The following is a 26,435-nucleotide window of genomic DNA, read 5'->3' as shown; positions in this document are numbered from 1 at the left end:
TATAGTTCACAACTATATAGGCTTGGGCTATAGTCGCAAGACAATCCTTAAATTTAAGTTATGGTGTTAGCATTGATAAAACCAATACGACATAAAAGATTTAATTTTTTTAAAACATTTTAAGATATCAAATGTTGAAACAGCACTTGCATTCCATTTATAATATTTTTGTCCTGCTTTTTCTAGGTTTGATTGGTTCCTTCAGCAATGCCCAGGAAGAATCAAAACCCCAGAAAAAAGTAAATTTTGCGGGTGTTCCTGTGGTTAATTATAGTAATGCTACCGGATTTAGTCTAGGAGCAATGGGACAGGCTTTTTATAAAATAAGTAAAAAAGACAGCATATCGCCAGTATCTTCTTCTGGTATTTTTGCCATGTATACAACTAATGGCAACTGGTTTGGGACGTTATTTCAGCGCTTATATATCAATAAAGACCGTTGGAGAATTCTTGCAGCAGTAGGATCTGGCAATATCAATTACCAATACTTTCAAGAAATCCCAGTTTTTGGAACTGGTGGTTTTATTGGCTACAACACCCAAGCTAATTTTGCTATGCTTAAAGTAGAGCGCAAAATAATAGGGAAACTCTATTTTGGGTTATTAGGTATTTATTCTAATTCTAAAACCGTTTTTGACCTTCCTGAATTTATTCCACCCAGTTTATTAACAAACCAGAGAAGTATGAACTCTGCTGGATATACTCTTAATTATGGTAAGCGCGATAATCAAATAAATCCCTATAGCGGATATAATATAACTTTTAGAAATAATTTTTATCGCGATTGGATTGGCAGTGATGACAAATTTGAATCTTATAATTTCACTTATAATCACTTTATTCCTATTAAATCATCTAGAGATATTATTGCCACCAGATTTCATACCGCAATAGCAACAGGAGATGTGCCTTTTCAAGGACAGAATGTAGTAGGCCAGGATGACATTAGAGGCTATACAGAAGGGCGTTACCGAGACAATCAAGTCTATGCGTTGCAAGCAGAATATCGCCATCGTTTTAAAAATAAATTTGGTATGGTAGGATTTTTTGGTATGGCTACTGCTGTTGAGACACTTTCGGATCTTAACAGAGCTCCATTTTTACCAGGTGGAGGTCTTGGAATAAGATAAATGGCTATAGAAAAAATGCGCATTAATATTGGACTAGATGCCGCCCTTGGAAAAGACGATTGGGGAGTCTATTTTAGAATTGGTGAATCTTTTGGAAGGTAATTGTAACAATAAATAGAATTGAGGTATGAAACTTAGTATAATTTTAATGTGGAATTGTTTGTTGTTCTGCTCTCATATAATTAGCGGGCAACAGGACACCATACCAACCAAAAAAAAAATAAGCTTCCGTGACCCAGTGGATGGAGCTTTTGACGTGAGTTCTTTTCTTTTAGAGCATAATGGGGTTCTACCGATAATTATTCCTATTACCGAACCTGCTGTGGGGTATGGTGCAGGTTTAGCTGTACTGTATTTTCATAAACGCAAAAAAAAATATAAAACCTATGTGGCACCCGATGTTTCAGGAGTGGTTGGACTATATACGGAGAATAAAACATGGGGGGCCGGTGCCTTTCATGCACATACCTTTGGAGAAAATAGGGTCCGCACTTTAACAGCAGTTATAAAACCAAATCTTAAAATCAATTACTACGGGAATAATAGTGAAATTTTAGCCAAAAACCCTATCGGTATTAATTTAGACTCCTGGCTTTTTTATCAAAAAGCCCAAGTGAGAATTGGCAACTCGAAATTATATGTAGGAGGTGCCTATACCTATTTAAATTCGGCGGTTTCGTTTGAAGAGATACCAAATAGACCATTGCTAAATTTAATTTTAGAAAGACTAAACACTAACTCTATAATTAGCTCCATAAAGCCTATAGCTACCTATGATAGTCGTAATAATACTTTTACCCCAACAAAAGGAATTATGGCAGAAATAGGTCTAAATTATAGTGCTACATGGTTAGGTTCAGATGATAATTTCAGTACTATGACTACTGATTTTTTCTGGTATTTACCCTTAACGGATAAATTACATTCCAAATATCGTTTTCAGGGTAGTTTTTTGTTTGGTGATGCGCCTTTCTACGCTTACCCATTTATAGATTTGCGAGGAATAGCCTCCATGAGATATCAAAATGACACCACTTTAGTAACAGAAACAGAATGGAGTTACAATATATACAACAGATGGTGGCTTACCGCTTTTGGTGGGACAGGTAAGGCTTTTTCGGATTTTAACGCCTTTGGTTCTGAAGACTGGGTTTACAATATAGGAACAGGATTTCGCTATAGATTAGCAAGACAATTAGGTGTCAATATGGGAACTGACTTTGCATGGGGGAATGGTAAAGATTTTGCCTTCTATATTGTCTTTGGGACATCTTGGTAAGTTAGGATAGGGAATTTAACTATGTGAAAAAAAAGTCATTTTTATGCTTTTGAATACAATCTAGGCTAATTCTCACGCAATTCAAAGTTATTAAGCGTGTATGAAAAAAATTATCACTTTAATTTTATTAGTAATAAATCTTGGTGTGACCTCAATTTTAATCGCACAAAACAAGAAGCCTAAAATAGCACTCGTTTTAAGTGGAGGTGGGGCAAAGGGAGTGGCACATATTCCTGTTCTGCAGGCTTTGGATTCTCTACATATTGTTCCAGACATTATAGTTGGAACAAGTATGGGAAGTGTGGTTGGCGTTATACCTACATAGCTACAAAGCTGTGATAAAACGATAATTCAATTGTTTGAGGTAAATATCATTGGTCTTTAATTTTTCTGATAAAAACCTATTCAAATACTTTTCGGTGGTATAGTAATTTTTCATTGTACCTGGTTTCAATACAGAATCCATATTGGTATTATGATAGGCTATTAACTCTTTCAATGTTTTCTGATGGTCATCTTCGCCTAAGTAACGTGCTTTAATAGAGTGGCTTGATACTATTTTAAACTCTTCTAACAATTGTTTATGACAATCTAGTAGTTTGCCATATACATAGTCTAAATATCTATTTAAAATTTGAATTTTTGAAGAGCTTCCTCTTCCCCTATTCTTGAAAGAATTCCATTCCTGAACATTTACACACCTTTTTAGGCTGATTTCTGTGCGATTGCCATTAACTGTGATGCGTGCGTAAATTAATAACTTACTTGGGTTAGTGCGAGATTTTCTGGTGAAGAAAATAATAGAAAATGTGCTGTTTGTCTGCATTTTTATTGACTTTAGTTAAACAAATGTTTTGCAAAGACAAAAGTCAAATTGTTCTTAAAAGCTCTTTAAAATTACGACATTTCTTTAGAACACCTGTTCACCGAATTGCACACCTTTTATTTGATTTTATTTGAATTCAAATGATATCATATAAAATGAAAAACACTGAAAATCATGCGATTAACAGTGTTTTGTATAAACCTGAAACTAGGTTTGTCGGGGTGGCAGGATTCGAACCTGCGACCTCCTCGTCCCAAACGAGGCGCGATAACCGGGCTACGCTACACCCCGAATTGGTTATCAAAAAATATGTCTCTCAACACATTGTTGCGGAGAGACAGGGATTCGAACCCTGGGTAAGTGTTTCCACCTACGACGATTTAGCAAACCGTTCCTTTCGGCCACTCAGGCACCTCTCCAGTAATTCTTCAATGAACTGTTGCTCTAAATAGCGGATGCAAATGTATAAGTATAACTCGTTTTACGCAACTATTTTTGATGTTTTTTTTCAACAAAAAATTACCTACCTGTTACTCAGGATATTCCACACGCAAATGATAAATATTTATTAGCTTTTGTTTGAAGATTTTCTTGATTTTTTCAATTTCTTTGAATGTAATATCTGCATTCAAAAATTGATTTGCCTTCATTTGACCCGATATTATCTTATCAACAAACTCATCGATAATTAAAAAAGTTGGATTTTTTAAACTTTTTGATGCCGCTTCTACAGAATCTGCCATCATTAAAATTGCTGTTTCTTTAGAAAATGGCAACGGACCTGGATATCTAAAATCTTCTTCATTTACATCTTCTTCTAATTCTTTTTGCTTTTTGTAAAAATAAAATACCAAAGTTGTACCATGATGCGAACGTATAAAATCTATAATGCGGTCAGGTAAATTATTCTTTCTCGCTATCTCAATCCCCTTAATTACATGATCAATAATAATACGTGCACTGTCTTTAGGACTCAGCTCGTCATGCGGATTTACATTGGTGACCTGATTTTCGGTAAAATAAGTCGGTTCGTTCATTTTACCAATATCATGATACAAAGCCCCTACTCTAACCAACATGGCATTCGCCCCAATTTCATTAGCAGCTGCTTCAGCCAAATTGGCGACTTGTAACGAATGATGAAAAGTTCCCGGAGCCTTATTAGATAATTCTTTTAAAAGCTTAGAATTGGTATCTGACAACTCCAATAGCGACACATCTGACACTAGACCAAAGAGTTTTTCATAAATATAGATTAGCGGCTGCACAAAAAGAGTAATCATTCCGTTCAAAAGAAAAAGCCCTAAAGTATACCACTCAATATCACTTAAATCGCCTTCATGTATCGTATGAAAAGCTAAATACCCAATAATATAAATAAGTGTTATCTGACCTACACTCACAAAAAGATTTGCTCTTTTATACAGCTCAGATACAGTAAGTATGGTTACTATACCTGTAATTATCTGCAAGAATATATATTCAAAACTGTTGGGCACTACAAAACCCAAAATTAAAATAGTCAGTACATGCACGAATAAGCCCAGTCTAGCATCAAAAAACGTTTTCAGAATTAATGGAAGAATACACAACGGAACCACAAATACTAATTGGTCATTATATTTTATAACCATGGTGGTTATAAAAACCATCAACAGAATATTGAAAAAGATAAAGGTTACTTTGACATTGTTATCATATACCGTTCTTCTGTATTTTTTCAAAAACAAGAACAGCATAATAAGTACCAAAGCAACAAGAACGGTGTAACCTATTAATATGTAGTAATAGTTACTAGCCGTCCATAATTCAGACTCATATTCAGACTTTAACGACTCTAATACCTTTAAATTTTCAGCTTCGACAACTTCACCTTTAGCGATTATTAATCGCCCTTGATCAACCGTGCCTCTTGTATATGATAATTTGGATAACGCCTCATTTCTAGCTTTTTGAGTGAGATTATTGTCAAAACTTACATTAGGAGCTATAATATCGAAAAACAATGCTTGCGTATCTTTCTCAAATGCCGATAAGTTATTATCAGCGAGTACTTTACGTGCCAATTTATTAATCTCATTTACCCTAAAAAAATCTGAAACCCTTACTTTTCTTGCCTCATTATCCTTTACTAAATAAATAAAACTGCGTTGAACCTGCTTACCATTGTTTTGCAAAATTCCCTTAGCATAAACGGAGTCTAATACTACTTTTGAAAAATATTTTAATCTTGCTTTCTGATTTTCTCCAAGTGCGGTTCCTCCCCATTTATCTTCGAACTTTTGCTCAAATTCTGCTGAAACTTTAGCTACCTCAGCCTGATCATATCTGTAATATGGTAATTGATTACTTTCAATTACTTGTTTTTCTTTTGCTATTTCAGCATCAGTTTTCTGAATAGAAAAATCAAAAGGGGCATATAGATTTTCAAATTGCCAAGGCTTCCCTTTCTGAAATTCATATTTAAATTTCCCACCCTTTGGCAAGAAAAACACAATAAATGCAACTGCCACAACATAGAGTATATATTTGAAAATGAGCGATTGCTGTTTGTAAAGATTATCCAAAAGAAAATTGTATTAGGTTCTTCAAAAATAGAAAATTATAAACTGATAACTAGTAATTGAAACGATATCCCGTGGGTTGCTACAGAATTTAGTAATTTCGTGTAATCAAATAACAAAAAACATGAAAGAAGTCGTTATCGTATCAGCCGTAAGAACTCCAATAGGAAGTTTCATGGGCGGATTATCAACAGTTCCAGCTCCAAAATTAGGAGCAATTGCTATTGAAGGCGCATTAAAAAAAATCAATCTTTCATCTACATTAGTAGATGAAGTTATAATGGGTAATGTAGTGCAAGCTGGCACAGGTCAAGCACCTGCGCGACAAGCTGCTATATTTGCAGGTATACCAAACACCGTACCCTGTACAACCATAAATAAAGTTTGTGCCTCAGGTATGAAAGCGGTAATGCAAGGTGCGCAAGCAATTGCGTTAGGTGATGCAGATGTTGTTGTTGCAGGCGGCATGGAAAATATGAGCTTAATACCTCATTATGTGCATCTGAGAACAGGTACTAAGTTTGGACCTACTACTTTCGTGGATGGAATGCAAAAAGATGGTTTAGTCGATGCATATGATGAAAACGCCATGGGTGTTTGTGCTGATGCATGTGCTACTGAATATGAATTTAGCAGAGAAGATCAAGATGCCTATGCTATTCAGTCTTACAAGAGATCTGCCGATGCTTGGGAAAATGGAAAATTTGACAACGAAATTATTCCTGTGGCAGTACCACAAAGACGTGGAGAACCTAAAATGGTTACCAAAGATGAAGAATTCAGTAATGTCTTTATTGATAAGATTCCAAATTTAAGACCTGCATTTTCAAAAGAGGGAACAGTTACTGCTGCAAATGCCTCAACCATTAACGACGGTGCCGCGGCATTAGTTTTAATGAGTAGAGAAAAGGCCGAAGAGCTAAACCTAAAACCATTAGCAGTTATAAAAAGCTATGCTGATGCAGCTCATGAACCTGAATGGTTTACTACAGCCCCAGCAAAAGCATTACCGAAGGCTCTATCAAAAGCTAATTTAAAATTGGAAGAAATTGATTTCTTCGAATTTAACGAGGCATTTTCTGTAGTTGGTCTTGCCAATATGAAGATATTAGGCTTAGATGACAAAAATGTCAATGTAAATGGTGGAGCTGTTTCTTTAGGACACCCTTTAGGATGTTCTGGCGCACGTATTTTAATAACATTACTAAACGTATTGGAGCAAAATGATGCTAAACTTGGCGCAGCTGCAATTTGTAATGGTGGCGGTGGTGCTTCAGCAATAATTATTGAAAAGGTTTAAGCGGATAAAAAAATTGCATGCAATACGGTATTTGTCAGTTAAGCATTATTCCTGTTAGAAGTACGCCAGATGAAGTAGCTGAATTAGTTACACAACTTCTATTTGGGGAGCACTTTAAAATTTTGGAATGCCGAAAAAATTGGTCTAGAATAAAAACCATTTTTGATAAGTGTGAAGGCTGGATAATGAATAGCCAACTGTTTTTTATACCTGAGGATGAGTTTAATGACATTCAGGCACATAAAAATAAGAGCTATGTTACTGAGTTAATATCATATGTTGAAGATGCCAATCAATTACTTACCCCTATTCTTATAGGATCTTGTATTGCCAACACTCCGTCGCTGTCTGTTAATTTTGAAGGCAAACTTTTAAGTGAACCACAACCTAAAGAGAATTTAGTTAAAACTTCATTACTCTATTTAAATTCTCCCGAATTGAGAGGAGGAAAATCACCTTTTGGCATCGATAGTGCCGGATTCGCTCAAATGGTCTATAAAATTAATGGATATAACATTTTACGAACTGCACAAGAACAATCTACACAGGGTATAGCCCTAAGTTTTGTAGAAGAAAGTGAGGCTGGTGATTTAGCCTTTTTTGACAATGCCAATGGCGAAATTAATCATGTTGGCATTATTATGGAAAACAACTATGTTATTCATGTAAACGGAAAAGTTAGGGTTGACCGCTTAGACCACACAGGAATTTTCAATAATGACCTTAGAACATACACACATCAACTACGAGTTATTAAAAAAGTAGTATAAAAAAAGGCCCTTAATAAGGGCCTTTTAATTTATTGTTGGGTTTGTAATTACTCACCTAACATCTTCTTCATTTTCGTGAAGTTTTCAGTATCACCCATTGCTCCATAGATATTCTTAAGCTGAGTCATGATATTTTCACTTTCAGGATTGTTTTTCAACGCATCTTCTAAAACATCAGCACCTTGCTTAAACAAACCATCTTTCTTCTCTTTAAGCTCATCATATTTTGCAATATCAGCTCTAGAGTTACCTAATGAATTCATTTCATCGATTAATGCATTACCTTCATTAACATATGTCGTAGAAAGATTTAAATATGCATTAGTATACTTAGGATCAATTTCAATAGCTTTTTTATAAGATACTCGTGCATCTGCATAATTATCTTGCTCCATGCTTATTACACCAACATTATAATGTAAATCTGGATTATCTGGAGCCAAAGCGATCGCTTGAGCCATTAATTCTTTAAACTTATCCTTATTTCCTTGCTTGAAATATAAGTTTGCTTCATTTAGAATAAGATTTACATCTTCTGGATCATTTTCTCTAGCTGCTTGGTAAGCCTCTAAAGCTTTTTCATCTTGACCTAACTGTGTATAGATTAACGCAGTATTCTTAACAATCTCAGCTTTTTTAGATGGCGTTTTCTCATCTACTGGGTTTGAATACGTACCTGATTTCACCATAAGATCACGTTGAACCTTATCCATTTCTTCAACCTCACCAGAAGCTGCATTAGTAGCTTTGTACACTACAGCACTACCATCATAACCTACCTCTTGTAGTTTATCATAGTAATCTAAAGCCATTTCATAATGACCACCGTTTACAGCACTACCTGCTGCGTAGTATAAATAAGAAGTATCTTTTGGACTAAGTGTGTAGCTCATATACAACTTTTCAGCAGCTTCTTTAAACTTACTATTACTATTATCACTAACAGCAGAGTTCACAAGGTCAGCCGTTAAAGATGCCATGTATTGGTTTGTTTCAGCAGTATATTTTTGCTTACCAGAAGCTTCTTCTAATTCTATAACCTTTTTGAAAGAAGTTGCAGATTTTTCAAATGCATCATTATTTCCTTTTTTAGCCAAATCACTATAAATTTTACCTCTAGTGAAATAATATTGTGCTTGCGTCTTCTCATCTGCAGCAGCAATAGTTCCAGATGCAGCCTCAAGAGCAGTTTGCGCCGTTGCGGCATCACCTGACTTTAAAGCCTTTTCAGCAGCTTTTATTTCATTTTTTTGAGCAAAACCAATCATTGTAAATGATAGGGCCGCTACAAGTAATAATCTATTTTTCATCTTTAATATATTAATTATTAGTGTTTAAATTTTTTGATACTTAATCTTCAGTTTCAGAATTATCAGTCTCTGTACCTTCTTCGGGTTCAGAATTATCAATCTCCGTGCCATTATCGGCATCTACCTCTATATCAAGTATTTCCGCTTCTTCTAAATCATCTTCATCCTTCATCACTTTTGCAACTGCTGCAATAGAGTCATTACCTTTAATATTTATCAATCTAACACCTTGTGTTGCTCTACCCATTACACGTAAATCTTCTACGCTCATTCGTATTGCAATTCCAGATTTATTGATAATCATTAAATCATCAGAATCAGTAACGTTTTTAATAGCTACAAGCCCACCAGTTTTATCTGTTACACTAATAGTCTTAACTCCTTTACCACCTCTATTGGTAACTCTATAATCTTCAATGCTTGAACGTTTTCCATAACCCTTTTCAGAAACAACCAATATTTCATCTTCAAAATTATGTACCGACACCATTCCAATCACCTCATCGTCATCATTAGCCAAAGTAATACCACGCACACCAGAGGCATTTCTACCCATTGGTCTCGTCTTACTCTCTTCAAAACGAATGGCCTTACCAGATTTAAGTCCTAAGAAAATCTCACTTGAACCAGTAGTTAATTTAGCTTCTAACAATTCATCACCATCACGAACGGTAATGGCATTTATACCATTTTGACGTGGTCTAGAGTATTGCTCTAAAGATGTTTTCTTAACAACACCTTTCTTAGTTGCCATAATAACATAATGCGCATTGATATACTCTTCATCTTTTAAATCTTGCGTACAAATGAATGCTTTTACACTATCACCTTGTTCAATATTTATAAGATTCTGTATTGCCCTACCTTTAGATGTTCTACTTCCTTCCGGTATTTCAAATACACGCATCCAGAAACATTTTCCTTTTTGTGTAAAGAACAACATATATTGATGGTTGGTACCAACGAACAAATGTTCTAAGAAATCTTCATTTCTTGTGGATGATGCTTTTTGACCAACACCACCTCTATTTTGTGTTTTGTATTCTGTCAACGGAGTTCTTTTGATATAACCGGCATGCGAAATTGTAATAACAACTTGCTCATCTGGTATCATATCTTCCATACTAAGATCACCACCTGCAATATTTATAACAGATCTTCTCTCGTCACCATATTTATCTTTAATCTCAAGAAGCTCATCTTTTATGATTTGCATTCTTCGCTCCTTTTTCTCAAGAATATCTTTTAAATCAGCAATAAGAAGCATTATCTCATCATACTCGGTTCTAAGCTTATCTTGCTCTAAACCGGTAAGTTGACGCAATCGCATTTCTACAATTGCCTTAGCTTGAATTTCACTTAATTTAAAGCGCTCAATTAAGTTTGCTCTGGCCTCATCAGCATTATTCGAAGCTCTTATTATCACAATTACCTCATCAATATTATCAGAAGCAATAATTAAACCTTCTAATATATGTGCTCGATCTTCAGCTTTCTTTAATTCAAACTGTGTACGCCTAACTACAACTTCATGTCTATGCTCAACGAAATAATGAATCATTTCCTTCACATTCAATAACTGAGGCCTTCCTTTCACCAAGGCAATGTTATTAACACTAAATGAAGTTTGTAATGCCGTATACTTGAACAGCATATTTAAAACGATATTAGGTATAGCATCTCTTTTTAAGATGTAGACTATACGCATACCGTTACGGTCAGATTCATCTCTAATATTGGATATACCCTCCAATTTTTTGTCGTTAACAAGATCCGCAGTTTTCTTGATCATGTCGGCCTTGTTGACCTGATAAGGTATTTCCGTAACAACGATACATTCACGACCCTGAACTTCTTCAAAAGTTGCTTTAGCACGCATTTTTACACGCCCTCTTCCTGTATGAAAAGCTTCTTTTACACCATCATAGCCATAAATAATACCTCCCGTCGGAAAATCTGGCGCTTTAATATGCGTAATCAACTCATCTATCTCAATGTCGTTATTATCAATATAAGCAACAGTACCATCTATAACTTCCGCTAAATTATGTGGAGGCATATTGGTAGCCATACCTACAGCAATACCAGATGCTCCATTAACCAATAAAGCAGGAACTCTAGTAGGTAGAACAGTAGGCTCTTTCAAAGAATCATCAAAATTCAATTGATAATCTACAGTTTCCTTTTCAATATCGATAAGCATATCATCTGCAATCTTACGCATACGGGCTTCCGTATAACGCATCGCTGCAGGACTATCACCATCAACAGAACCAAAGTTACCTTGACCATCTACAAGCATATATCGTAGACTCCATTCTTGCGCCATACGAACCATGGCATCATATACAGAAGTATCACCATGCGGGTGATACTTACCAAGAACCTCACCCACAATACGGGCAGATTTTTTATGCGAGCTATTACTTCTAACCCCTAATTCATGCATTCCAAAAAGAACTCTTCTGTGCACGGGTTTTAATCCATCCCTGACATCTGGCAGGGCTCGTGACACAATGACCGACATTGAGTAATCAATGTAAGCAGATTTCATTTCGTCTTCAATGTTAATGGGAATCAATTTTTCACCGTCAGCCATCTTAAAATCTTATGTTTTTTAATTAGTAAAAAAGCATGCCAATATACTTAAATCCTAAGCGTTTAAAGACTAAGTCGTTTTAATTATATCAAATTTTATTAACACTTGGCATAGTTATGTTAATTTTTAGTTTAAATCAGTATTTAAGCACTATTAAAGCCGCATTTAATGGGTTTTACAATAACTTTAACGATTATAGGTACGGTATTTGCCATTGATTGAATCATATTTAGTAATTTTATAGTAGATAATATAGTATATGGATGATAATTTTTCCCCAAGAGTAAAGGATGTAATTGCTTATAGCAAGGAGGAAGCATTACGACTTGGTCACGATTTTATCGGTACCGAGCACCTCATGCTAGGGCTTCTTAGAGATGGAAACGGGAAGGCTATAAGCATTTTAGATGCTTTAGAAGTTGACCTGGAACACCTACGTAGAAAAGTAGAAATTCTTAGCCCTTCTAACCCTAACGCTAGTGGAGTACAAAAAGATAAAAAAAACTTGCACTTAACAAGACAAGCAGAGCGTGCATTGAAAACAACATTTTTAGAAGCTAAACTTTTTCAAAGTTCTTCTATTAATACCGCTCACCTTCTACTTTGTATTCTTAGAAATGAAAACGACCCTACTACGAAGCTTTTACATAAACTAAAAGTTGATTATGATGGCGTCAAGGAACAGTTTAAATTTATGATTACAAGCGACGACGATATAGTAGATGGCCCAACAGCCGAATCTTTTCCTAGTGATTCTGAAGACACAAACGAAGGTAAAGAAAGTACTTTTGGTGCTGCTTCTAGTCAGAAAGGTGCAAAAAAATCTAAAACTCCGGTATTAGATAATTTCGGTAGAGACCTTACTCAAATGGCAGAAGAAAATAAACTAGACCCTGTTGTTGGTAGAGAAAAAGAAATAGAAAGGGTTTCTCAAATTCTTAGTAGAAGAAAAAAGAACAACCCATTACTTATAGGTGAGCCAGGTGTTGGTAAAAGTGCCATTGCAGAGGGTCTTGCCTTACGTATAATTGACAAAAAAGTTTCTAGAATTCTTTACAACAAAAGAGTTGTTACCCTTGATCTTGCTTCTTTAGTTGCCGGCACAAAATACCGTGGACAGTTCGAAGAGCGAATGAAGGCAGTAATGAACGAGCTTGAAAAGAATGATGATGTCATTTTATTCATTGATGAAATTCACACTATTGTAGGTGCAGGTGGAGCTACCGGAAGTTTAGATGCTTCTAACATGTTCAAACCAGCATTGGCAAGAGGTGAAATTCAATGTATTGGTGCCACTACCCTTGATGAGTACAGACAGTATATCGAAAAAGATGGTGCTTTAGAAAGACGTTTTCAAAAAGTAATTGTTGAACCAACTACCATTGACGAAACAATTGAAATTTTACATAACATTAAAGGTAAATACGAAGATCACCATAATGTAACCTACACTGACGAGGCTATTGAAGCTTGTGTTAAATTAACAAGTAGGTACATGACTGATCGTTTTTTACCAGACAAGGCTATTGATGCTCTTGACGAAGCTGGTTCTCGTGTGCACATCGTAAATATGGACGTTCCAAAACAAATTCTTGAGTTGGAAAAGAAATTAGAAGATGTACGCGAACTTAAGAACAGCGTTGTTAAAAAGCAGAAATATGAAGAAGCTGCTAAACTACGTGATGACGAGAAAAGTATAGAAAAAGAACTTGCTATTGCTCAAGAGCGCTGGGAAGATGACAGCAAACTTAACAAAGAAACGGTTAGCGAAGATAATGTTGCCGATGTAGTTTCTATGATGAGTGGAATTCCTGTAAATAGAATTGCACAAACGGAAAGCAATAAATTAGCTGGATTACCAGATCTTATTAAATCGAATGTAATTGGACAAGACGAAGCTGTAGCTAAAGTTTCTAAAGCAATTCAACGTAATAGAGCTGGACTAAAAGATCCAAACAAGCCGATTGGTTCGTTTATATTTTTAGGACAAACAGGAGTCGGTAAAACACAATTAGCAAAAGTATTAGCGAAAGAACTTTTTGATTCTGAAGACGCACTTATTCGTATAGATATGAGTGAGTATATGGAGAAGTTTGCCATCTCTAGATTAGTTGGTGCACCTCCAGGATACGTTGGTTACGAAGAAGGCGGTCAATTAACTGAGAAAGTTAGAAGAAAACCTTACTCTGTAATTCTGCTTGATGAAGTTGAGAAAGCACATCCAGATGTATTCAATATGCTTTTACAAGTATTGGACGATGGATTCTTAACTGATAGTCTTGGTCGTAAAATTGACTTTAGAAATACCATTATCATAATGACTTCTAATATTGGTGCACGACAATTAAAAGACTTTGGTCAAGGTGTCGGTTTTGGTACTTCTGCCAAAAAGTCACAAGAAGACTCTCATCAAAAAGGTGTTATCGAAAATGCTTTAAAGAAAGCCTTTGCTCCTGAATTCTTAAATAGAATTGATGATGTAATCGTATTCAATGCTTTAGAGAGAGAAGACATACATAAGATTATAGATATTGAATTAGCTAAGTTGTTCAAGAGAATCAAAGATATTGGTTACCACTTGAATCTTACAGATGAAGCTAAAGATTATATCGCAGAGAAAGGCTTTGACAAACAGTACGGAGCTAGACCGCTTAAAAGAGCAATTCAGAAATACATTGAAGATGCCCTTGCGGAAGAAATAGTAAATTCTAAACTTAAAGAGGGAGATAGCATTTATATCGATCTTGATAAGAAAAGTGAAGAATTGACCATTAAAATTGAAAAAGCAGAGGAAGAATCGCCTAAAACATAGGTATTTATACTCTATTAGAATATATTAAAGGAGCCCTTTGTAGGGCTCCTTTTTCGTACAAATCAATTTCAATTGTAAGAATACAAATACACAGAATAGTAGGTATAAGCAGTATGAACGATATTTTCGCGTTTAAACTAAAAATTTACCCAGAGAAAGTAGTTCCTTATATTTTCGCTTCAGACACACTATATTAATACGAATAGAATGAAGATTGGATCTACCAAAAAGAAGGTAATTGTAAGGGAATACGAATTAGAAACAGGAAAAATTCAAGTATATGATAACTACATGGTATCCATCTTTGATGAAGGGGCCACATTAACTCTAGAAAGAGCATATCAAATTATTGGTATATCTGAAATTCACTTTAGAGACAAAAACTTTGGTTTTATAAGTCTGCGCAAAAATTCTTTTGCCATTGACCCTACCATTTACAACTATCTAAAACAACTAGACAACCTTAAAGCTTTTGCTATTGTTTCTGTAAAAGAAATTGACATGCACAACTTTAAGATTGAAAAACTGTTTTACAAAAAGCCAATGAAGTTTTTCATTGAATTTGATAACGCCTTAAAATGGGTAAAAAGAAGAGTTAACTCTTAAAAGAAAATCAACTTGGTTGATTTTCTTCTTCTACTATAGGCTGTTCTGGTATTTTGAACAGATCTAAGTAAGCACCAGCTAAATTATCTATTAGATGTGATGCGGTTAAAGATTGAAAACCTGTAGACTCCACTGCAATATCACCGGCTTTACCATGCAAATAAACTCCGAAAATCACAGCATCTAAAGCAGCATAGCCCTGTGCTCGGAGGCCTGTAATCACACCTGTCAATACATCGCCACTTCCTGCAGTAGCCATACCTGGGTTACCAGTTGTGTTTACATAACCTTTTCCATTTTGCACTATAATAGTGTGCGCACCTTTAACAACTACAATACATTTATACTTCTTCGAAAATTTCTTCACCTTAGAAAGTTTATCGAAATCGTCTTTCCATTTTCCTATCAAACGCTCTAGTTCTTTTGGATGCGGAGTCAAAATAGAATCTTCTGGCAATTCTTTCAGTAAATCTTTATTCTTAGAAAGAATATTAAGCGCATCAGCATCAAGTACCAATGGCAGCTTATTACTTTTCAGAAAACTAGATAAAGCTTTAACGGTTGCCTCACTTGTTCCTATCCCAATACCTACTCCTATAACCGTTGGTTCTATTTCTATCTTTATATCTGTAAGTTCATTTTCATTGGCATCGGTTAAAACCATAATTTCAGGTAATGAGGTCTGCAAAATGTTATAGCCTATTCTTGGAACATAAGACGTTACTAAACCGCTACCTGAATACAGTGCAGCTTTAGACGACAGACATACTGAGCCCATTTTACCATAACTACCTCCAATAATTAAAGAATGTCCGTAAGTTCCCTTATGTCCATATTTCTCACGCGGCTTGTACATTGTAAGTACTTCATTCTTTCCAATTAATTCATAATCGGTTTCCGTCACCCTTAAATATTCTGGATCTAACCCTATATCTAAAACTTCCCACTGTTCTATGTACTTTCCTGTTTCTGGTAAGAAAAATACCAGTTTAGGAGTTTGAAAACTCAACACAAAATTAGATTTGATAATAGCTTCAATATCTTCCGGACCTTGATCGGTGAATAATCCCGAAGGAATATCAATAGAAAGAATAAATGCCTGAGAATTATTTAAATGCCGAATAACCTTAACCACCCATGCATCTGGTGTTCTATTTAATCCTATTCCAAAAATTCCGTCTACAATAATATCATCCCTTCCAATTTCTGGCAGTTCATCATCAGAATTCATAAAGTGTGGCCAAACCTTGCGATCTTTCAATCTATCTAAATTTATCAGAAAATCTTTTGAGCGCTTCTCACTATAATTAATAACATACACTTCAACATTATAACCATGATCCACTAGGTGTCTGGCAAGGGCAATACCATCCCCCCCATTATTACCAATACCGCAGAATAAATGAATTTTTACTGGGGCGCCTTGCATACGCAAATGCATCCAATTGAAGAGCTGTAAGGCTGCACGTTCCATTAATTCATTGCTGCCTATTTCTTCTTTTTTTATAGAAATCTGATCTGCTTTATAAATCTGTTTTGCACTGTATAATTTCATTCTTTATCTTTTTTACATCTAAAAAGTAACGATTCCGTAAAAAATTGTGGAATCATTTGATTAAGATACCAAATGTACTACATTTGATTTTCAACTATTAGTATTTATGGACTGCTATAAAACAGACATAACATTCGATTTCACTTCAGCTACTATTACTTATGGTACAGCTACGGCATGTTTCACCCTTTGGGGTTAAAAACTAAATTTCTCCGTACCCGTGTTTAATTACACCATATCTTAAATTACAAAGTCAATATTTCACAACATGAAAGTTCTAAAATTCGGTGGCTCATCTGTAGCCAAACCTGAAAATATTATTAAAATTAAAAATATAATCTCTAAGTACAACGACCCTATTATTCTGGTTGTTTCAGCTTTAGGTGGTGTAACAGATCTTTTATTAGAAGCTGGATCATTAGCTTCTACTCAAGATCAATCTTACAAAGAAATTCTTAGCACATTAGAAGAAAGACATCTTTCTACCATTAAAGAGTTAATACCTGTAACGGCACAAAGTAAAGTACTTAGCAAAGTTAAAAGCGAGTTCAACGTATTGGAAACTCTTTTGGAAGGTGCTTTTTTTATTGGAGAAATCACTCCGAAATTATCTGATAAAATAGTTAGCTACGGAGAACTTCTTTCTTCTTATATTATTAGCGAATACCTTGTTAGCGAAAAATTAGACGCTGAATTTAAAGACAGTAGAGAGCTGATAATTACACATAAGCTTAACGGCAAGAATGTCGTCAATTTCGCAAAAACCAATGCTAACTGTCTAGATTATTTCAAAGCTTCAAATAAGAAAGTAACCGTTTGCCCAGGATTTATAGCTACTTCTGAAGAAGGAGTATCTACTACTTTAGGCAGAGGTGGCTCTGATTATACGGCAGCAATATATGCTGCCGCTATTGATGCAGATGTTTTAGAGATTTGGACAGATGTTAGTGGTATGTATACTGCGAATCCAAAAATGGTAAAGCAAGCAAAAGCTATTCCGCATATTTCATATGAGGAAGCTATGGAGCTGTCTCATTTTGGTGCCAAAGTGCTTTATCCGCCTACTATTCAACCAGTATTATCTAAAGGAATATCTATTGTTATTAAGAATACTTTTAGTCCTGATAAAGCTGGAACATTAATTACAAAATCTAAAAACGAAAAAGGAAAGACAGTTCGTGGAATAAGCCATATTGGCAATATTGCTTTGCTTTCTTTAGAAGGACCGGGAATGGTAGGTATACCAGGTATTTCAAAGCGCTTTTTTGAAGTTCTTTCTCAAGCAGATATTAGCGTAGTTCTTATAACACAAGCGTCTTCTGAGCATTCTATCTGTGTTGGTATTTCTGCAGATGATGTTGAAAAGGCAGTAAATATTGTGAATGAAGCCTTTGAATATGAAATTGAAAGAGGTCGCATAAAAGAAGTAATACCTGAAAAAGATTTAGCAATTGTTGCCCTAGTTGGTGACAATATGAAAAGCCATCAAGGATTGAGTGGTAAAATGTTCAGCACTCTTGGTAAAAACAATGTCAATATTAGAGTGATTGCCCAAGGTGCGTCTGAAAGAAACATTTCTTGTATTATAGATGAAAAGGATGTCAAAAAAGCACTGAATGCATTGCACGAAGAGTTTTTTGAAGAAAACATTAAGCAATTAAACCTATTTGTAATGGGTGTTGGTAATGTTGGGGCTAAATTTCTAGAGCAAATTAAAGAGCAACGTAAATTCTTGAAAGAGAATTTAAAATTGAACATTCGAGTAATAGGAATGTCCAACTCAAGAACTATGCTTTTTGATGAAAAAGGGATAGACCTAAATGATTGGTCAGCCAAACTTGCGGCAGGTGAAAAAGCCGACAAGGTTAAATTTTTAGAATTGGTAAATAGCCTAAACTATAGAAATAGCATCTTTGTTGATAACACAGCAAGTGAAGAGGTTTCTAAAACGTACAGCGAATATTTAGGTAATAGTATTTCTGTAGTTACTTGTAATAAAATTGCTTGTTCTTCTGCCTTTGAGAACTATTCTCATTTAAAATCTTTAGCAAGAACATATAACGCTCCTTTCTTATTCGAAACTAACGTTGGCGCTGGGCTACCCATAATTGACACCTTAAAACACCTAATTGCATCCGGAGATAAAATCCTTAAAATTCAGGCTGTTCTTTCAGGAAGTTTAAACTTTGTTTTCAATAACTTCAATGATAAAACCACCTTTCATGATGTGGTAAAACAAGCTCAGGAAGAGGGATATACAGAACCTGATCCAAAAATTGATTTAAGTGGAGTTGACGTAATGCGTAAAATATTAATTTTAGCTCGTGAGAGTGGAAATCAATTAGAAATCAGCGATATTACCAACAATCCATTCTTACCTGAAGAAAGTTTAAACACAGCTAATAATGATGATTTCTTTGCTTCTTTAATACAAAATGAAGCTCATTTTCAATCCCTATTTACTAGCGCAAAAAATGCGGATAGCAAATTGAAATATGTTGCTCAGTTTGACAATGGTAAGGCTAGTGTTGGTTTACAAGAAATACCTAAGGGTCACGATTTTTACAATCTAGAGGGTAGTGATAACATCGTTCTTTTTTACACTGAAAGATACCCAGACCAGCCGATGATTATTAAAGGTGCCGGTGCTGGCGCAGCGGTAACTGCTTCTGGTATATTCGCGGATATTATACGAATAGGTAATTTCTAATTTTCATAACAAGAGTATTCATTATGAGCCAAAACGAAATTAAAGTTTTTTGCCCTGCTACAGTAGCAAATGTTTCATGCGGATTTGATGTTCTAGGCGTTGCCCTAGACTCGGTCGGTGATGACATGGTCGTTAGAAAGGTATCGAAAAAAGGTATTAGAATCACCAAACTAACAGGACAAGACCTACCAAAAGAAACCTTAAACAATGTTGCAGGTGTAGCAGGTAATGCATTCTTATTAGCATCTGATTATGATGGCGGATTCGAAATTGAAATCAATAAAAAAATAAAACCTGGTAGTGGTATTGGTAGTAGTGCCGCAAGTTCTGCAGGTGCTGTCTGGGCAATGAACCATTTATTGGGTAACCCGTTCAGTAAGACCGAACTGGTAAAATTCGCCATGGAAGGCGAACGCTTGGCTAGTGATGTTGCCCACGCAGACAATGTAGCCCCTGCCCTATTTGGTGGGTTTACATTGGTGCGCAGCTATAGTCCGCTAGATGTAATTACTATCCCAGCTCCTTCAGAATTATATGTTACTATTATACATCCGCAGATAGAAATAAAAACATCAGATTCTAGAAAAATTCTAAAGACCACTATTTCTATGGAAACCGGTATTAAACAATGGGGCAATGTAGGAGGCTTAGTTGCCGGATTATTCAAAGAAGACTTTGACTTAATTGGTCGCTCTTTAGAAGACCATATTGTTGAGCCTATTCGTTCTATATTAATTCCTGGTTTTGATGAAGTTAAAAAGGTATCTCTAGAAGCTGGTGCGTTAGGTTCTGGCATCTCAGGATCCGGACCGTCAATTTTTGCATTTAGTAAAGGGAACGAAACAGCAACAAAGGTCGGTAATGCGATGAAAACGGTTTATGATAAAATCGGTATAGCTTACGAAATACATGTTTCAAAAATTAATATGGAAGGCGTTAAACTTTTATAAGTTCAGCACATTTTCATTATAACATTTAAAAATATTCAGCTTGAAATTCTATAGTTTAAATCATACAGCACCCGAAGTTTCTTTTGATACTGCCGTAGTCAATGGTATTGCACCAGATAAAGGTTTGTATTTTCCGGAAGAAATTAATCCGTTACCAAATTCTTTTTTCGAGAAAATAGAAACTTTTTCTAACGAAGAAATTGCTTTTAAAGCAATACAGCAATTTGTATCGGGTATTGTTCCTGACGATGTATTGAAGGATATCTTAAAAGAGGTATTAGATTTTGATTTTCCTGTAGTTGAAATCACTCCCAATATTGCAACATTAGAACTTTTTCATGGTCCGACGATGGCATTTAAAGATGTTGGCGCTCGTTTTATGGCACAATGTTTAGGCTATTTTTCAAGGTCTACAAAAAATGAAGTAACCGTACTTGTAGCTACGTCTGGTGATACTGGTGGTGCCGTTGCAAATGGCTTTTTAGGTGTTGCAGGAGTGAACGTAGTTATACTCTACCCTAGCGGAAAAGTGAGCGATATTCAAGAAAGACAGTTAACCACTTTAGGTAAAAATATTACCGCTTTAGAAGTTGATGGTACTTTTGATGATTGCCAAGCTATGGTAAAGAATGCCTTTTTAGATAAAGAGCTTCTTGACCATATGAAACTGACTTCAGCAAATTCTATTAATGTTGCTCGTTGGTTACCACAGTTATTTTATTTCTTATTTGCTTACAGGCAAGCAAAATCAAAAGGGAAAGAGATTGTATTCTCTGTTCCTTCCGGTAATTTCGGTAATATATGTGCAGGTTTAGTTGCGCAGCGATTAGGCATGCCAGTAAAGCACTTTATAGCTTCTACAAACGTGAACGATACTGTACCGCAGTTTATGCTTACAAAAGAGTATACGCCTAAACCTTCTACAGCAACTATTTCTAATGCAATGGATGTTGGTGATCCAAGTAATTTTATTAGAATAAGACATTTATTTCAAGATAATTTTGAAGCGCTAAAAGAGAACCTTTTCTCCTATCCTTTTGATGATAATCAAACAAAGGATGCCTTAAAGGAAATATACAATATCAACGGGTATATTGCTGATCCACATGGTGCGGTCGGGTACTTGGGCTTGAAAAAATATCAAGAACAAAATCCTGATTCTTACGGTATTTTCTTAGAAACTGCGCACCCCGTAAAATTCTTGGATATTGTTGAAGAAACGCTTGATGTAAAATTAGAAATACCTGCACAGATTGAAAAAGTAATGGGAAAAACTAAAAAATCTATCAAGATTTCAACCTATGGCGGACTGAAAGATTTTCTTTTAAAATCTTAGTCTTGTATTAAAGGTTACAATATTTTCCTAATTCGAGGTTTAGCCACATTTGCTTCTATTTATTTTCGATAAATTTGTATTGCCAATAAATAGAAAAAGATGAAAAATACTGCGCTTACAACAACTCACGAATCTCTTGGTGCCAAAATGGTTCCATTTGCTGGTTATAATATGCCCGTTTCATACGAAGGTGTTAATGCCGAACATGAAACCGTTCGTAAAAGTGTGGGAGTTTTTGATGTATCGCATATGGGCGAGTTTTTAATCTCTGGACCTACTGCATTAAATTTAATTCAAAAAGTATCGTCTAACGATGCGACGAAACTGACTATTGGCAGAGCACAATACAGTTGTCTACCTAATGAAACTGGTGGCATTGTAGATGACCTTATCATTTATAAAATTAAAGAAGAGCAATATTTATTAGTGGTGAACGCTTCAAATATTGAAAAAGATTGGAATCACATTTCATCTTACAACGATGAATTTAAAGCAGATATGAAAAACATATCTGAAGGATATTCGCTTTTAGCGATTCAAGGTCCTAAGGCTGTTGAAGCTATGCAATCTTTAACATCTGTTAATTTAGCTGATATAAAATTTTATCATTTTGAAGTTGCTGATTTTGCAGGTATAGATAATGTAATTATTTCTGCAACAGGATATACCGGTTCTGGTGGATTTGAAATTTACTGTAAGAATGACGAGGTAAAACAAATATGGGACAAGGTTTTTGAAGCCGGAACAGATTTCGGAATTAAACCAATCGGATTGGCAGCTAGAGATACCCTTCGTTTAGAAATGGGATACTGCCTTTATGGTAATGACATTGACGATAATACCTCTCCGCTTGAAGCTGGTTTAGGATGGGTTACAAAATTCAATAAAGATTTTGTCAACTCTGCAGCTTTAGAAAAAGAAAAACAACATGGACCAAAACGTAAATTAGTTGCTTTTGAACTAGACGAACGTGGTATACCTAGACATGGTTATGATATTGTTGATGGTAATGGCAAAACAATAGGTGTGGTAACTTCTGGTACTATGTCGCCTTCAATGGGTACTGGTATCGGCTTAGGTTATGTTCCTCCGATTTTTTCAGATGTAGGCAGTAAAATTAGCATTCAAATTCGAAAAAATGCAGTACCTGCAAGTGTAGTTAAATTACCATTTTACAAAAAGTAAATGATAGATTTTCAACGTATTCTTACCTCAATTAATGAAGCTGCATCTAATGAAAAAGATAAAGGTAAGATTGCAGATTATATACCTGAATTAGCAAAGGTCAATGTTGACAATTTCGGTATTCACCTGATAGATATTCAACAAAATAATTTTTCTGCCGGAAAATCTGACGAACAATTTTCGATTCAAAGTATCTCGAAGGTTTTAAGCCTTTCAATGGCTTTAGGACTAATTGGAGAAAAAGTTTGGAAACGTGTAGATGTTGAACCATCTGGAGATCCTTTCAACCATTTGTCGCTTTTAGAATTAGAAAACGGAATACCTAGAAATCCGCTAATTAACCCTGGTGCAATTGTAATTGCAGATATTTTGGTTTCACAGTTAAAGAACCCGAAAGAAGATTTTTTAAACTACGTAAGAAATATTGCAAATGATGACACTATAGATTATGATATAGATGTGGCACAGTCTGAAAAACGAACAGGATTTCGAAATTTTGCAGCAGCCAACCTTTTAAAATCGTATGGTAATCTAAAAAATGATGTAGACGTTGTTCTAGATTTTTATTTTCATCAATGTTCACTTGCTATGAACTGTGTTCAATTAACGAATACTTTTTTCATGTTCATGAACAATGGAAAGTGTAGAAGAAATAATACGTTCTTAACAGTATCACAAGTGAAACGTATTAATGCCATAATGTTGACGTGCGGCTTTTACGATGAAGCAGGTGAATTTGCTTTTGAAGTTGGACTGCCTGGTAAAAGTGGTGTAGGCGGCGGTATCGTTGCATTTCTACCTAATAAATTTTGCGTTTCCACTTGGTCTCCCGGACTTAACCCTAAAGGGAATTCTAAACTAGGAATGCTTGCCTTAGAAAAATTAACTACAGAAACTGAACTTTCCATTTTTTGAAATTAGAAACTAAAAAAATATTAATTCTTGGCGGAAGTGGATTCATAGGCAATTCGATTTACAAAGAGCTTTGTAATTATTTCGATACCTATGGCACCTATTGCCATGCCGCAAACTCATTCTCATCTAATAAACAATTTATACATTATAATTTAGAGGAAGATGATATTGTCGAGGTATTAGAAGCTGTTAAGCCACAGGTAATAGTTTCAGCATTAAGAGGAAATTTTGCTGCCTTGGTCATTGCCCACGACCATATTGCAGAATATATTTTAAAAGAAGAATGTAAGATTTATTTTATATCATCTGCCAATGTTTTTGATACCTATAGTAAATACCCATCTTATGAAATGGACAAGACTTTATCTGAAAGTGTATATGGCAGATTAAAAATAAAGATTGAAAATATGTTGCTAAGGTTACCAAAAGACAAAATGGCAATCTTAAGAGTGCCTATGGTATTTGGCAATAGTTCCCCTAGAGTTAAGGATATGAAAAAGGCTATTTTAGCAAATGAACCTGTTGAAGTCTTCCCAAACCTAATATTAAATGTCACTAATGATGATAAGCTAACGCAACAAATTCATTACCTTATCAATAGAGATAAAACGGGTATTTACCATTTAGGAAGCAATGATCTAACACATCATGAAGATTTTATTAAAGAAGTTTTAGAACGTGTAGGTAATTTTAATCCTATTATAAAAAGAGTTTATACCACTAATGAAGATAGGTATTTGGCTGTTTTACCAAAGACCAATAAATTGCCAAAAAATTTACAGTTTACTTTTCAAGATATTATTGACCATCATGTTTTAAATTAGTAGTAATTATGAAAGAAATGGAAAAATTTACTGACCAGCAAATAGCGGACTATTTGGGTCAACTTGACGGATGGGAACATGTGGATGGAGCCATAGAAACCACCTTTGAATTTAAAAATTTTAAAGAAGCCTTTTCTGTAATGACACGTATTGCCTTTGAATGTGAAGCACAAGGTCATCACCCCGATTGGAGTAATGTTTACAATACCGTAAATATTCGTCTAAATACGCATGATGCTAATGGTGTTACCGAAAAAGATTTTGTTCTAGCAAGAACAATAGAAGATATTATAGAAAGTGAATTTTAATAATCGATACTCATTATAGATACAAAGGTGATTAAGGAAATTCGATATAATGATTTCTGAACAATGCCTGTTTTTGTACATTTGTTTAAAATAATTTACCATGGGAAGAGCTTTTGAATTTAGAAAAGCACGTAAAATGAAAAGATGGTCAGCAATGTCCAAAGCCTTTACTCGTATAGGCAAAGATATTGTGATGGCCGTTAAAGAAGGCGGACCAGACCCTGATTCCAATTCGCGATTGAGAGCCGTAATACAAAATGCCAAGTCGGTCAACATGCCGAAAGACAATGTAGAACGTGCTATTAAAAGAGCAAGTGACAAAAGTCTTGGCGATTATAAAGAAGTCCTTTTTGAAGGTTATGCGCCACATGGTATTGCTATTTTAGTTGAAACTGCAACTGACAACAATACTAGAACGGTTGCGAATGTTAGAAGTTATTTTAATAAATGTAATGGCAATATGGGTACATCAGGATCCGTTGAATTTATGTTTGATCATACTTGTAATTTTAGAATTCCGGCTGAAGGCTTAGACCCTGAAGAAATAGAATTAGAGTTAATTGATTTTGGAGCTGAAGAGGTTTTCATTGATGATGACGGAATATTAATTTACGGACCTTTTGAAAGTTTTGGTGCGTTACAAAAAGAATTAGAGAACCGTGAAGTTGAAATATTATCATCAGGTTTTGAAAGAATACCTCAAGTAACGAAAGCGCTTACCGAAGAAGAAGCCGCAGATGTTGAAAAGCTTCTAGAAAAATTAGAAGAAGATGATGATGTACAGAATGTATATCATTCTATGGAGGAATAAACTTCAATATAATTTTATAAAAAAAAAGGAGACCAAATTGGTCTCCTTTTTTGTTTTAGGCTGGTTAATAAAACCTATTGTCGCTGAATTAACATTTCACTCAATCAATGCTTCCCCTCCACTCCTTCAAAGAAAGCATGATACTTTTTAAAATCAGCGTCTTTATCTTCTGTGGGCATTAATGGTTCTGAGACTTTTATTTCTTTTTTCCCGTAGTCAAAAGCTACCAATACTATGGGTACATTAGCTGTTTTGGCTATAAAATAGAAACCTGTTTTCCATTTCTCCACTTTTTTACGTGTCCCTTCGGGTGATAATGCCAGTCTGAACTTTTTTCGTTCACTGAATATGGCTGCCGTTGCTTTTACAGTATCATTAGTTTTTGTACGATCTATAGGTGCACCACCTGTCCAACGAAAAAACCAACCAAAAGGAGCTTTAAATAAACTCTTTTTGCCTACAAAGTTTATTTCTTCTTGCCAAACAGCACGAATTAACAACCCCAAGAGAAAATCCCACCAACTGGTATGCGGCACTACAATAGCCACAAATTTATCTAAGTGAGAAGGAAAGGCTCCATTGAGTTTCCATCCTAGAATTTTAAAATATATAAATTTTGCTATTTGCTGCATAAGACAAAGATGT

The 26,435-nt window shown here is 35.1% G+C and carries 20 protein-coding genes, 2 tRNA genes and 1 pseudogene; 15 read left to right on the top strand and 8 right to left on the bottom strand.

Annotated features, from left to right (window positions below; all coding sequences use genetic code 11):
- Window positions 1-131 precede the first annotated feature (131 nt).
- The 3 genes and pseudogenes from Q4500_RS13310 to Q4500_RS13300 form a co-directional block, all read left to right on the top strand.
- Window positions 132-1,130, top strand: a complete 999-nt coding sequence (locus tag Q4500_RS13310; protein WP_303600134.1) for a BamA/TamA family outer membrane protein — start codon at window positions 132-134, stop codon at window positions 1,128-1,130.
- A gap of 127 nt (window positions 1,131-1,257) precedes the next feature.
- On the top strand, window positions 1,258-2,409 hold the full coding sequence (locus Q4500_RS13305) for a BamA/TamA family outer membrane protein (protein ID WP_303600133.1): 1,152 nt from the start codon (window positions 1,258-1,260) through the stop codon (window positions 2,407-2,409).
- A 100-nt stretch (window positions 2,410-2,509) separates the two neighbouring features.
- Window positions 2,510-2,719: pseudogene (locus Q4500_RS13300) on the top strand (patatin-like phospholipase family protein); the annotation flags it as partial.
- A 15-nt stretch (window positions 2,720-2,734) separates the two neighbouring features.
- Here Q4500_RS13300 and Q4500_RS13295 read toward each other — a convergent pair.
- The 4 genes from Q4500_RS13295 to Q4500_RS13280 all read right to left on the bottom strand — a co-directional run bounded on the left by Q4500_RS13295 (window position 2,735) and on the right by Q4500_RS13280 (window position 5,802).
- Window positions 2,735-3,235 carry a phage integrase SAM-like domain-containing protein gene (locus Q4500_RS13295; protein WP_303600131.1) on the bottom strand — a complete coding sequence of 167 codons (501 nt, stop codon included), beginning with the start codon at window positions 3,233-3,235 and terminating at the stop codon, window positions 2,735-2,737.
- A gap of 216 nt (window positions 3,236-3,451) precedes the next feature.
- Window positions 3,452-3,526 (bottom strand) — tRNA-Pro (locus Q4500_RS13290).
- 39 nt (window positions 3,527-3,565) lie between these two features.
- A tRNA-Ser gene (locus tag Q4500_RS13285) sits at window positions 3,566-3,654 on the bottom strand.
- A 111-nt stretch (window positions 3,655-3,765) separates the two neighbouring features.
- Window positions 3,766-5,802 (bottom strand): HD family phosphohydrolase, encoded by a 2,037-nt coding sequence (locus Q4500_RS13280; RefSeq protein ID WP_303600130.1) that lies wholly within the window; start codon window positions 5,800-5,802, stop codon window positions 3,766-3,768.
- Window positions 5,803-5,923: 121 nt separating this feature from the next.
- On the opposite strand from Q4500_RS13280, the gene Q4500_RS13275 reads away from it, so the two are divergent.
- The gene (locus Q4500_RS13275) at window positions 5,924-7,099 is read left to right on the top strand and encodes an acetyl-CoA C-acyltransferase (RefSeq protein WP_303600129.1); all 1,176 of its coding nucleotides are present in this window, start codon (window positions 5,924-5,926) and stop codon (window positions 7,097-7,099) included.
- A 17-nt stretch (window positions 7,100-7,116) separates the two neighbouring features.
- Window positions 7,117-7,869 (top strand): NlpC/P60 family protein, encoded by a 753-nt coding sequence (locus tag Q4500_RS13270; RefSeq protein WP_303600128.1) that lies wholly within the window; start codon window positions 7,117-7,119, stop codon window positions 7,867-7,869.
- 47 nt (window positions 7,870-7,916) lie between these two features.
- Here the strand turns inward: Q4500_RS13270 and Q4500_RS13265 are convergent, their stop codons facing one another.
- Window positions 7,917-9,179 (bottom strand): tetratricopeptide repeat protein, encoded by a 1,263-nt coding sequence (locus Q4500_RS13265; RefSeq protein WP_303600127.1) that lies wholly within the window; start codon window positions 9,177-9,179, stop codon window positions 7,917-7,919.
- Window positions 9,180-9,219: 40 nt separating this feature from the next.
- Window positions 9,220-11,778, bottom strand: a complete 2,559-nt coding sequence (gene gyrA, locus Q4500_RS13260; RefSeq protein WP_303600126.1) for a DNA gyrase subunit A — start codon at window positions 11,776-11,778, stop codon at window positions 9,220-9,222.
- Window positions 11,779-12,037: 259 nt separating this feature from the next.
- Here gyrA and Q4500_RS13255 point away from each other — a divergent pair, with 259 nt between their 5' ends.
- Both Q4500_RS13255 and Q4500_RS13250 read left to right on the top strand, forming a co-directional pair.
- Complete coding sequence (locus tag Q4500_RS13255; protein WP_303600125.1) at window positions 12,038-14,590, top strand: ATP-dependent Clp protease ATP-binding subunit; 2,553 nt, start codon at window positions 12,038-12,040, stop codon at window positions 14,588-14,590.
- 207 nt (window positions 14,591-14,797) lie between these two features.
- A complete protein-coding gene (locus Q4500_RS13250; protein WP_073245582.1) occupies window positions 14,798-15,196 on the top strand; it encodes an STAS/SEC14 domain-containing protein in 399 nt (132 codons plus the stop codon).
- 7 nt (window positions 15,197-15,203) lie between these two features.
- Here the strand turns inward: Q4500_RS13250 and Q4500_RS13245 are convergent, their stop codons facing one another.
- On the bottom strand, window positions 15,204-16,751 hold the full coding sequence (locus Q4500_RS13245) for an NAD(P)H-hydrate dehydratase (protein ID WP_303600124.1): 1,548 nt from the start codon (window positions 16,749-16,751) through the stop codon (window positions 15,204-15,206).
- A 268-nt stretch (window positions 16,752-17,019) separates the two neighbouring features.
- Here Q4500_RS13245 and thrA point away from each other — a divergent pair, with 268 nt between their 5' ends.
- The 8 genes from thrA to Q4500_RS13205 all read left to right on the top strand — a co-directional run bounded on the left by thrA (window position 17,020) and on the right by Q4500_RS13205 (window position 25,790).
- Window positions 17,020-19,461: a bifunctional aspartate kinase/homoserine dehydrogenase I gene (gene thrA / locus Q4500_RS13240; RefSeq protein WP_303600123.1), complete on the top strand. Its 2,442-nt coding sequence runs from the start codon at window positions 17,020-17,022 to the stop codon at window positions 19,459-19,461.
- 23 nt (window positions 19,462-19,484) lie between these two features.
- A complete protein-coding gene (locus Q4500_RS13235; RefSeq protein WP_303600122.1) occupies window positions 19,485-20,411 on the top strand; it encodes a homoserine kinase in 927 nt (308 codons plus the stop codon).
- A 40-nt stretch (window positions 20,412-20,451) separates the two neighbouring features.
- Complete coding sequence (gene thrC, locus Q4500_RS13230) at window positions 20,452-21,747, top strand: threonine synthase (RefSeq protein WP_303600121.1); 1,296 nt, start codon at window positions 20,452-20,454, stop codon at window positions 21,745-21,747.
- 99 nt (window positions 21,748-21,846) lie between these two features.
- Window positions 21,847-22,932: a glycine cleavage system aminomethyltransferase GcvT gene (gene gcvT / locus Q4500_RS13225; protein WP_303600120.1), complete on the top strand. Its 1,086-nt coding sequence runs from the start codon at window positions 21,847-21,849 to the stop codon at window positions 22,930-22,932.
- Window positions 22,933-23,847 carry a glutaminase gene (locus Q4500_RS13220; RefSeq protein ID WP_299800959.1) on the top strand — a complete coding sequence of 305 codons (915 nt, stop codon included), beginning with the start codon at window positions 22,933-22,935 and terminating at the stop codon, window positions 23,845-23,847. It begins immediately after the preceding gene.
- Window positions 23,844-24,671: a sugar nucleotide-binding protein gene (locus Q4500_RS13215; protein ID WP_303600119.1), complete on the top strand. Its 828-nt coding sequence runs from the start codon at window positions 23,844-23,846 to the stop codon at window positions 24,669-24,671. Before Q4500_RS13220 ends, Q4500_RS13215 begins: the two co-directional genes overlap by 4 nt.
- A 17-nt stretch (window positions 24,672-24,688) precedes the next feature.
- Complete coding sequence (locus tag Q4500_RS13210; protein ID WP_299801004.1) at window positions 24,689-24,979, top strand: 4a-hydroxytetrahydrobiopterin dehydratase; 291 nt, start codon at window positions 24,689-24,691, stop codon at window positions 24,977-24,979.
- A 100-nt stretch (window positions 24,980-25,079) separates the two neighbouring features.
- Entirely contained in the window at window positions 25,080-25,790 is a 711-nt protein-coding gene (locus Q4500_RS13205) for a YebC/PmpR family DNA-binding transcriptional regulator (protein WP_303600118.1), read from the top strand.
- A gap of 104 nt (window positions 25,791-25,894) precedes the next feature.
- On the opposite strand, the gene Q4500_RS13200 is transcribed toward Q4500_RS13205, so the two are convergent.
- A complete protein-coding gene (locus Q4500_RS13200) occupies window positions 25,895-26,422 on the bottom strand; it encodes a 1-acyl-sn-glycerol-3-phosphate acyltransferase (protein ID WP_303600117.1) in 528 nt (175 codons plus the stop codon).
- Window positions 26,423-26,435: the final 13 nt, after the last annotated feature.

The sequence above is a fragment of the Maribacter sp. 1_MG-2023 genome, from assembly GCF_030547005.1.
Taxonomy (GTDB): Bacteria; Bacteroidota; Bacteroidia; order Flavobacteriales; family Flavobacteriaceae; genus Maribacter.
This window is presented reverse-complemented; position numbering and strand designations above follow the sequence as displayed.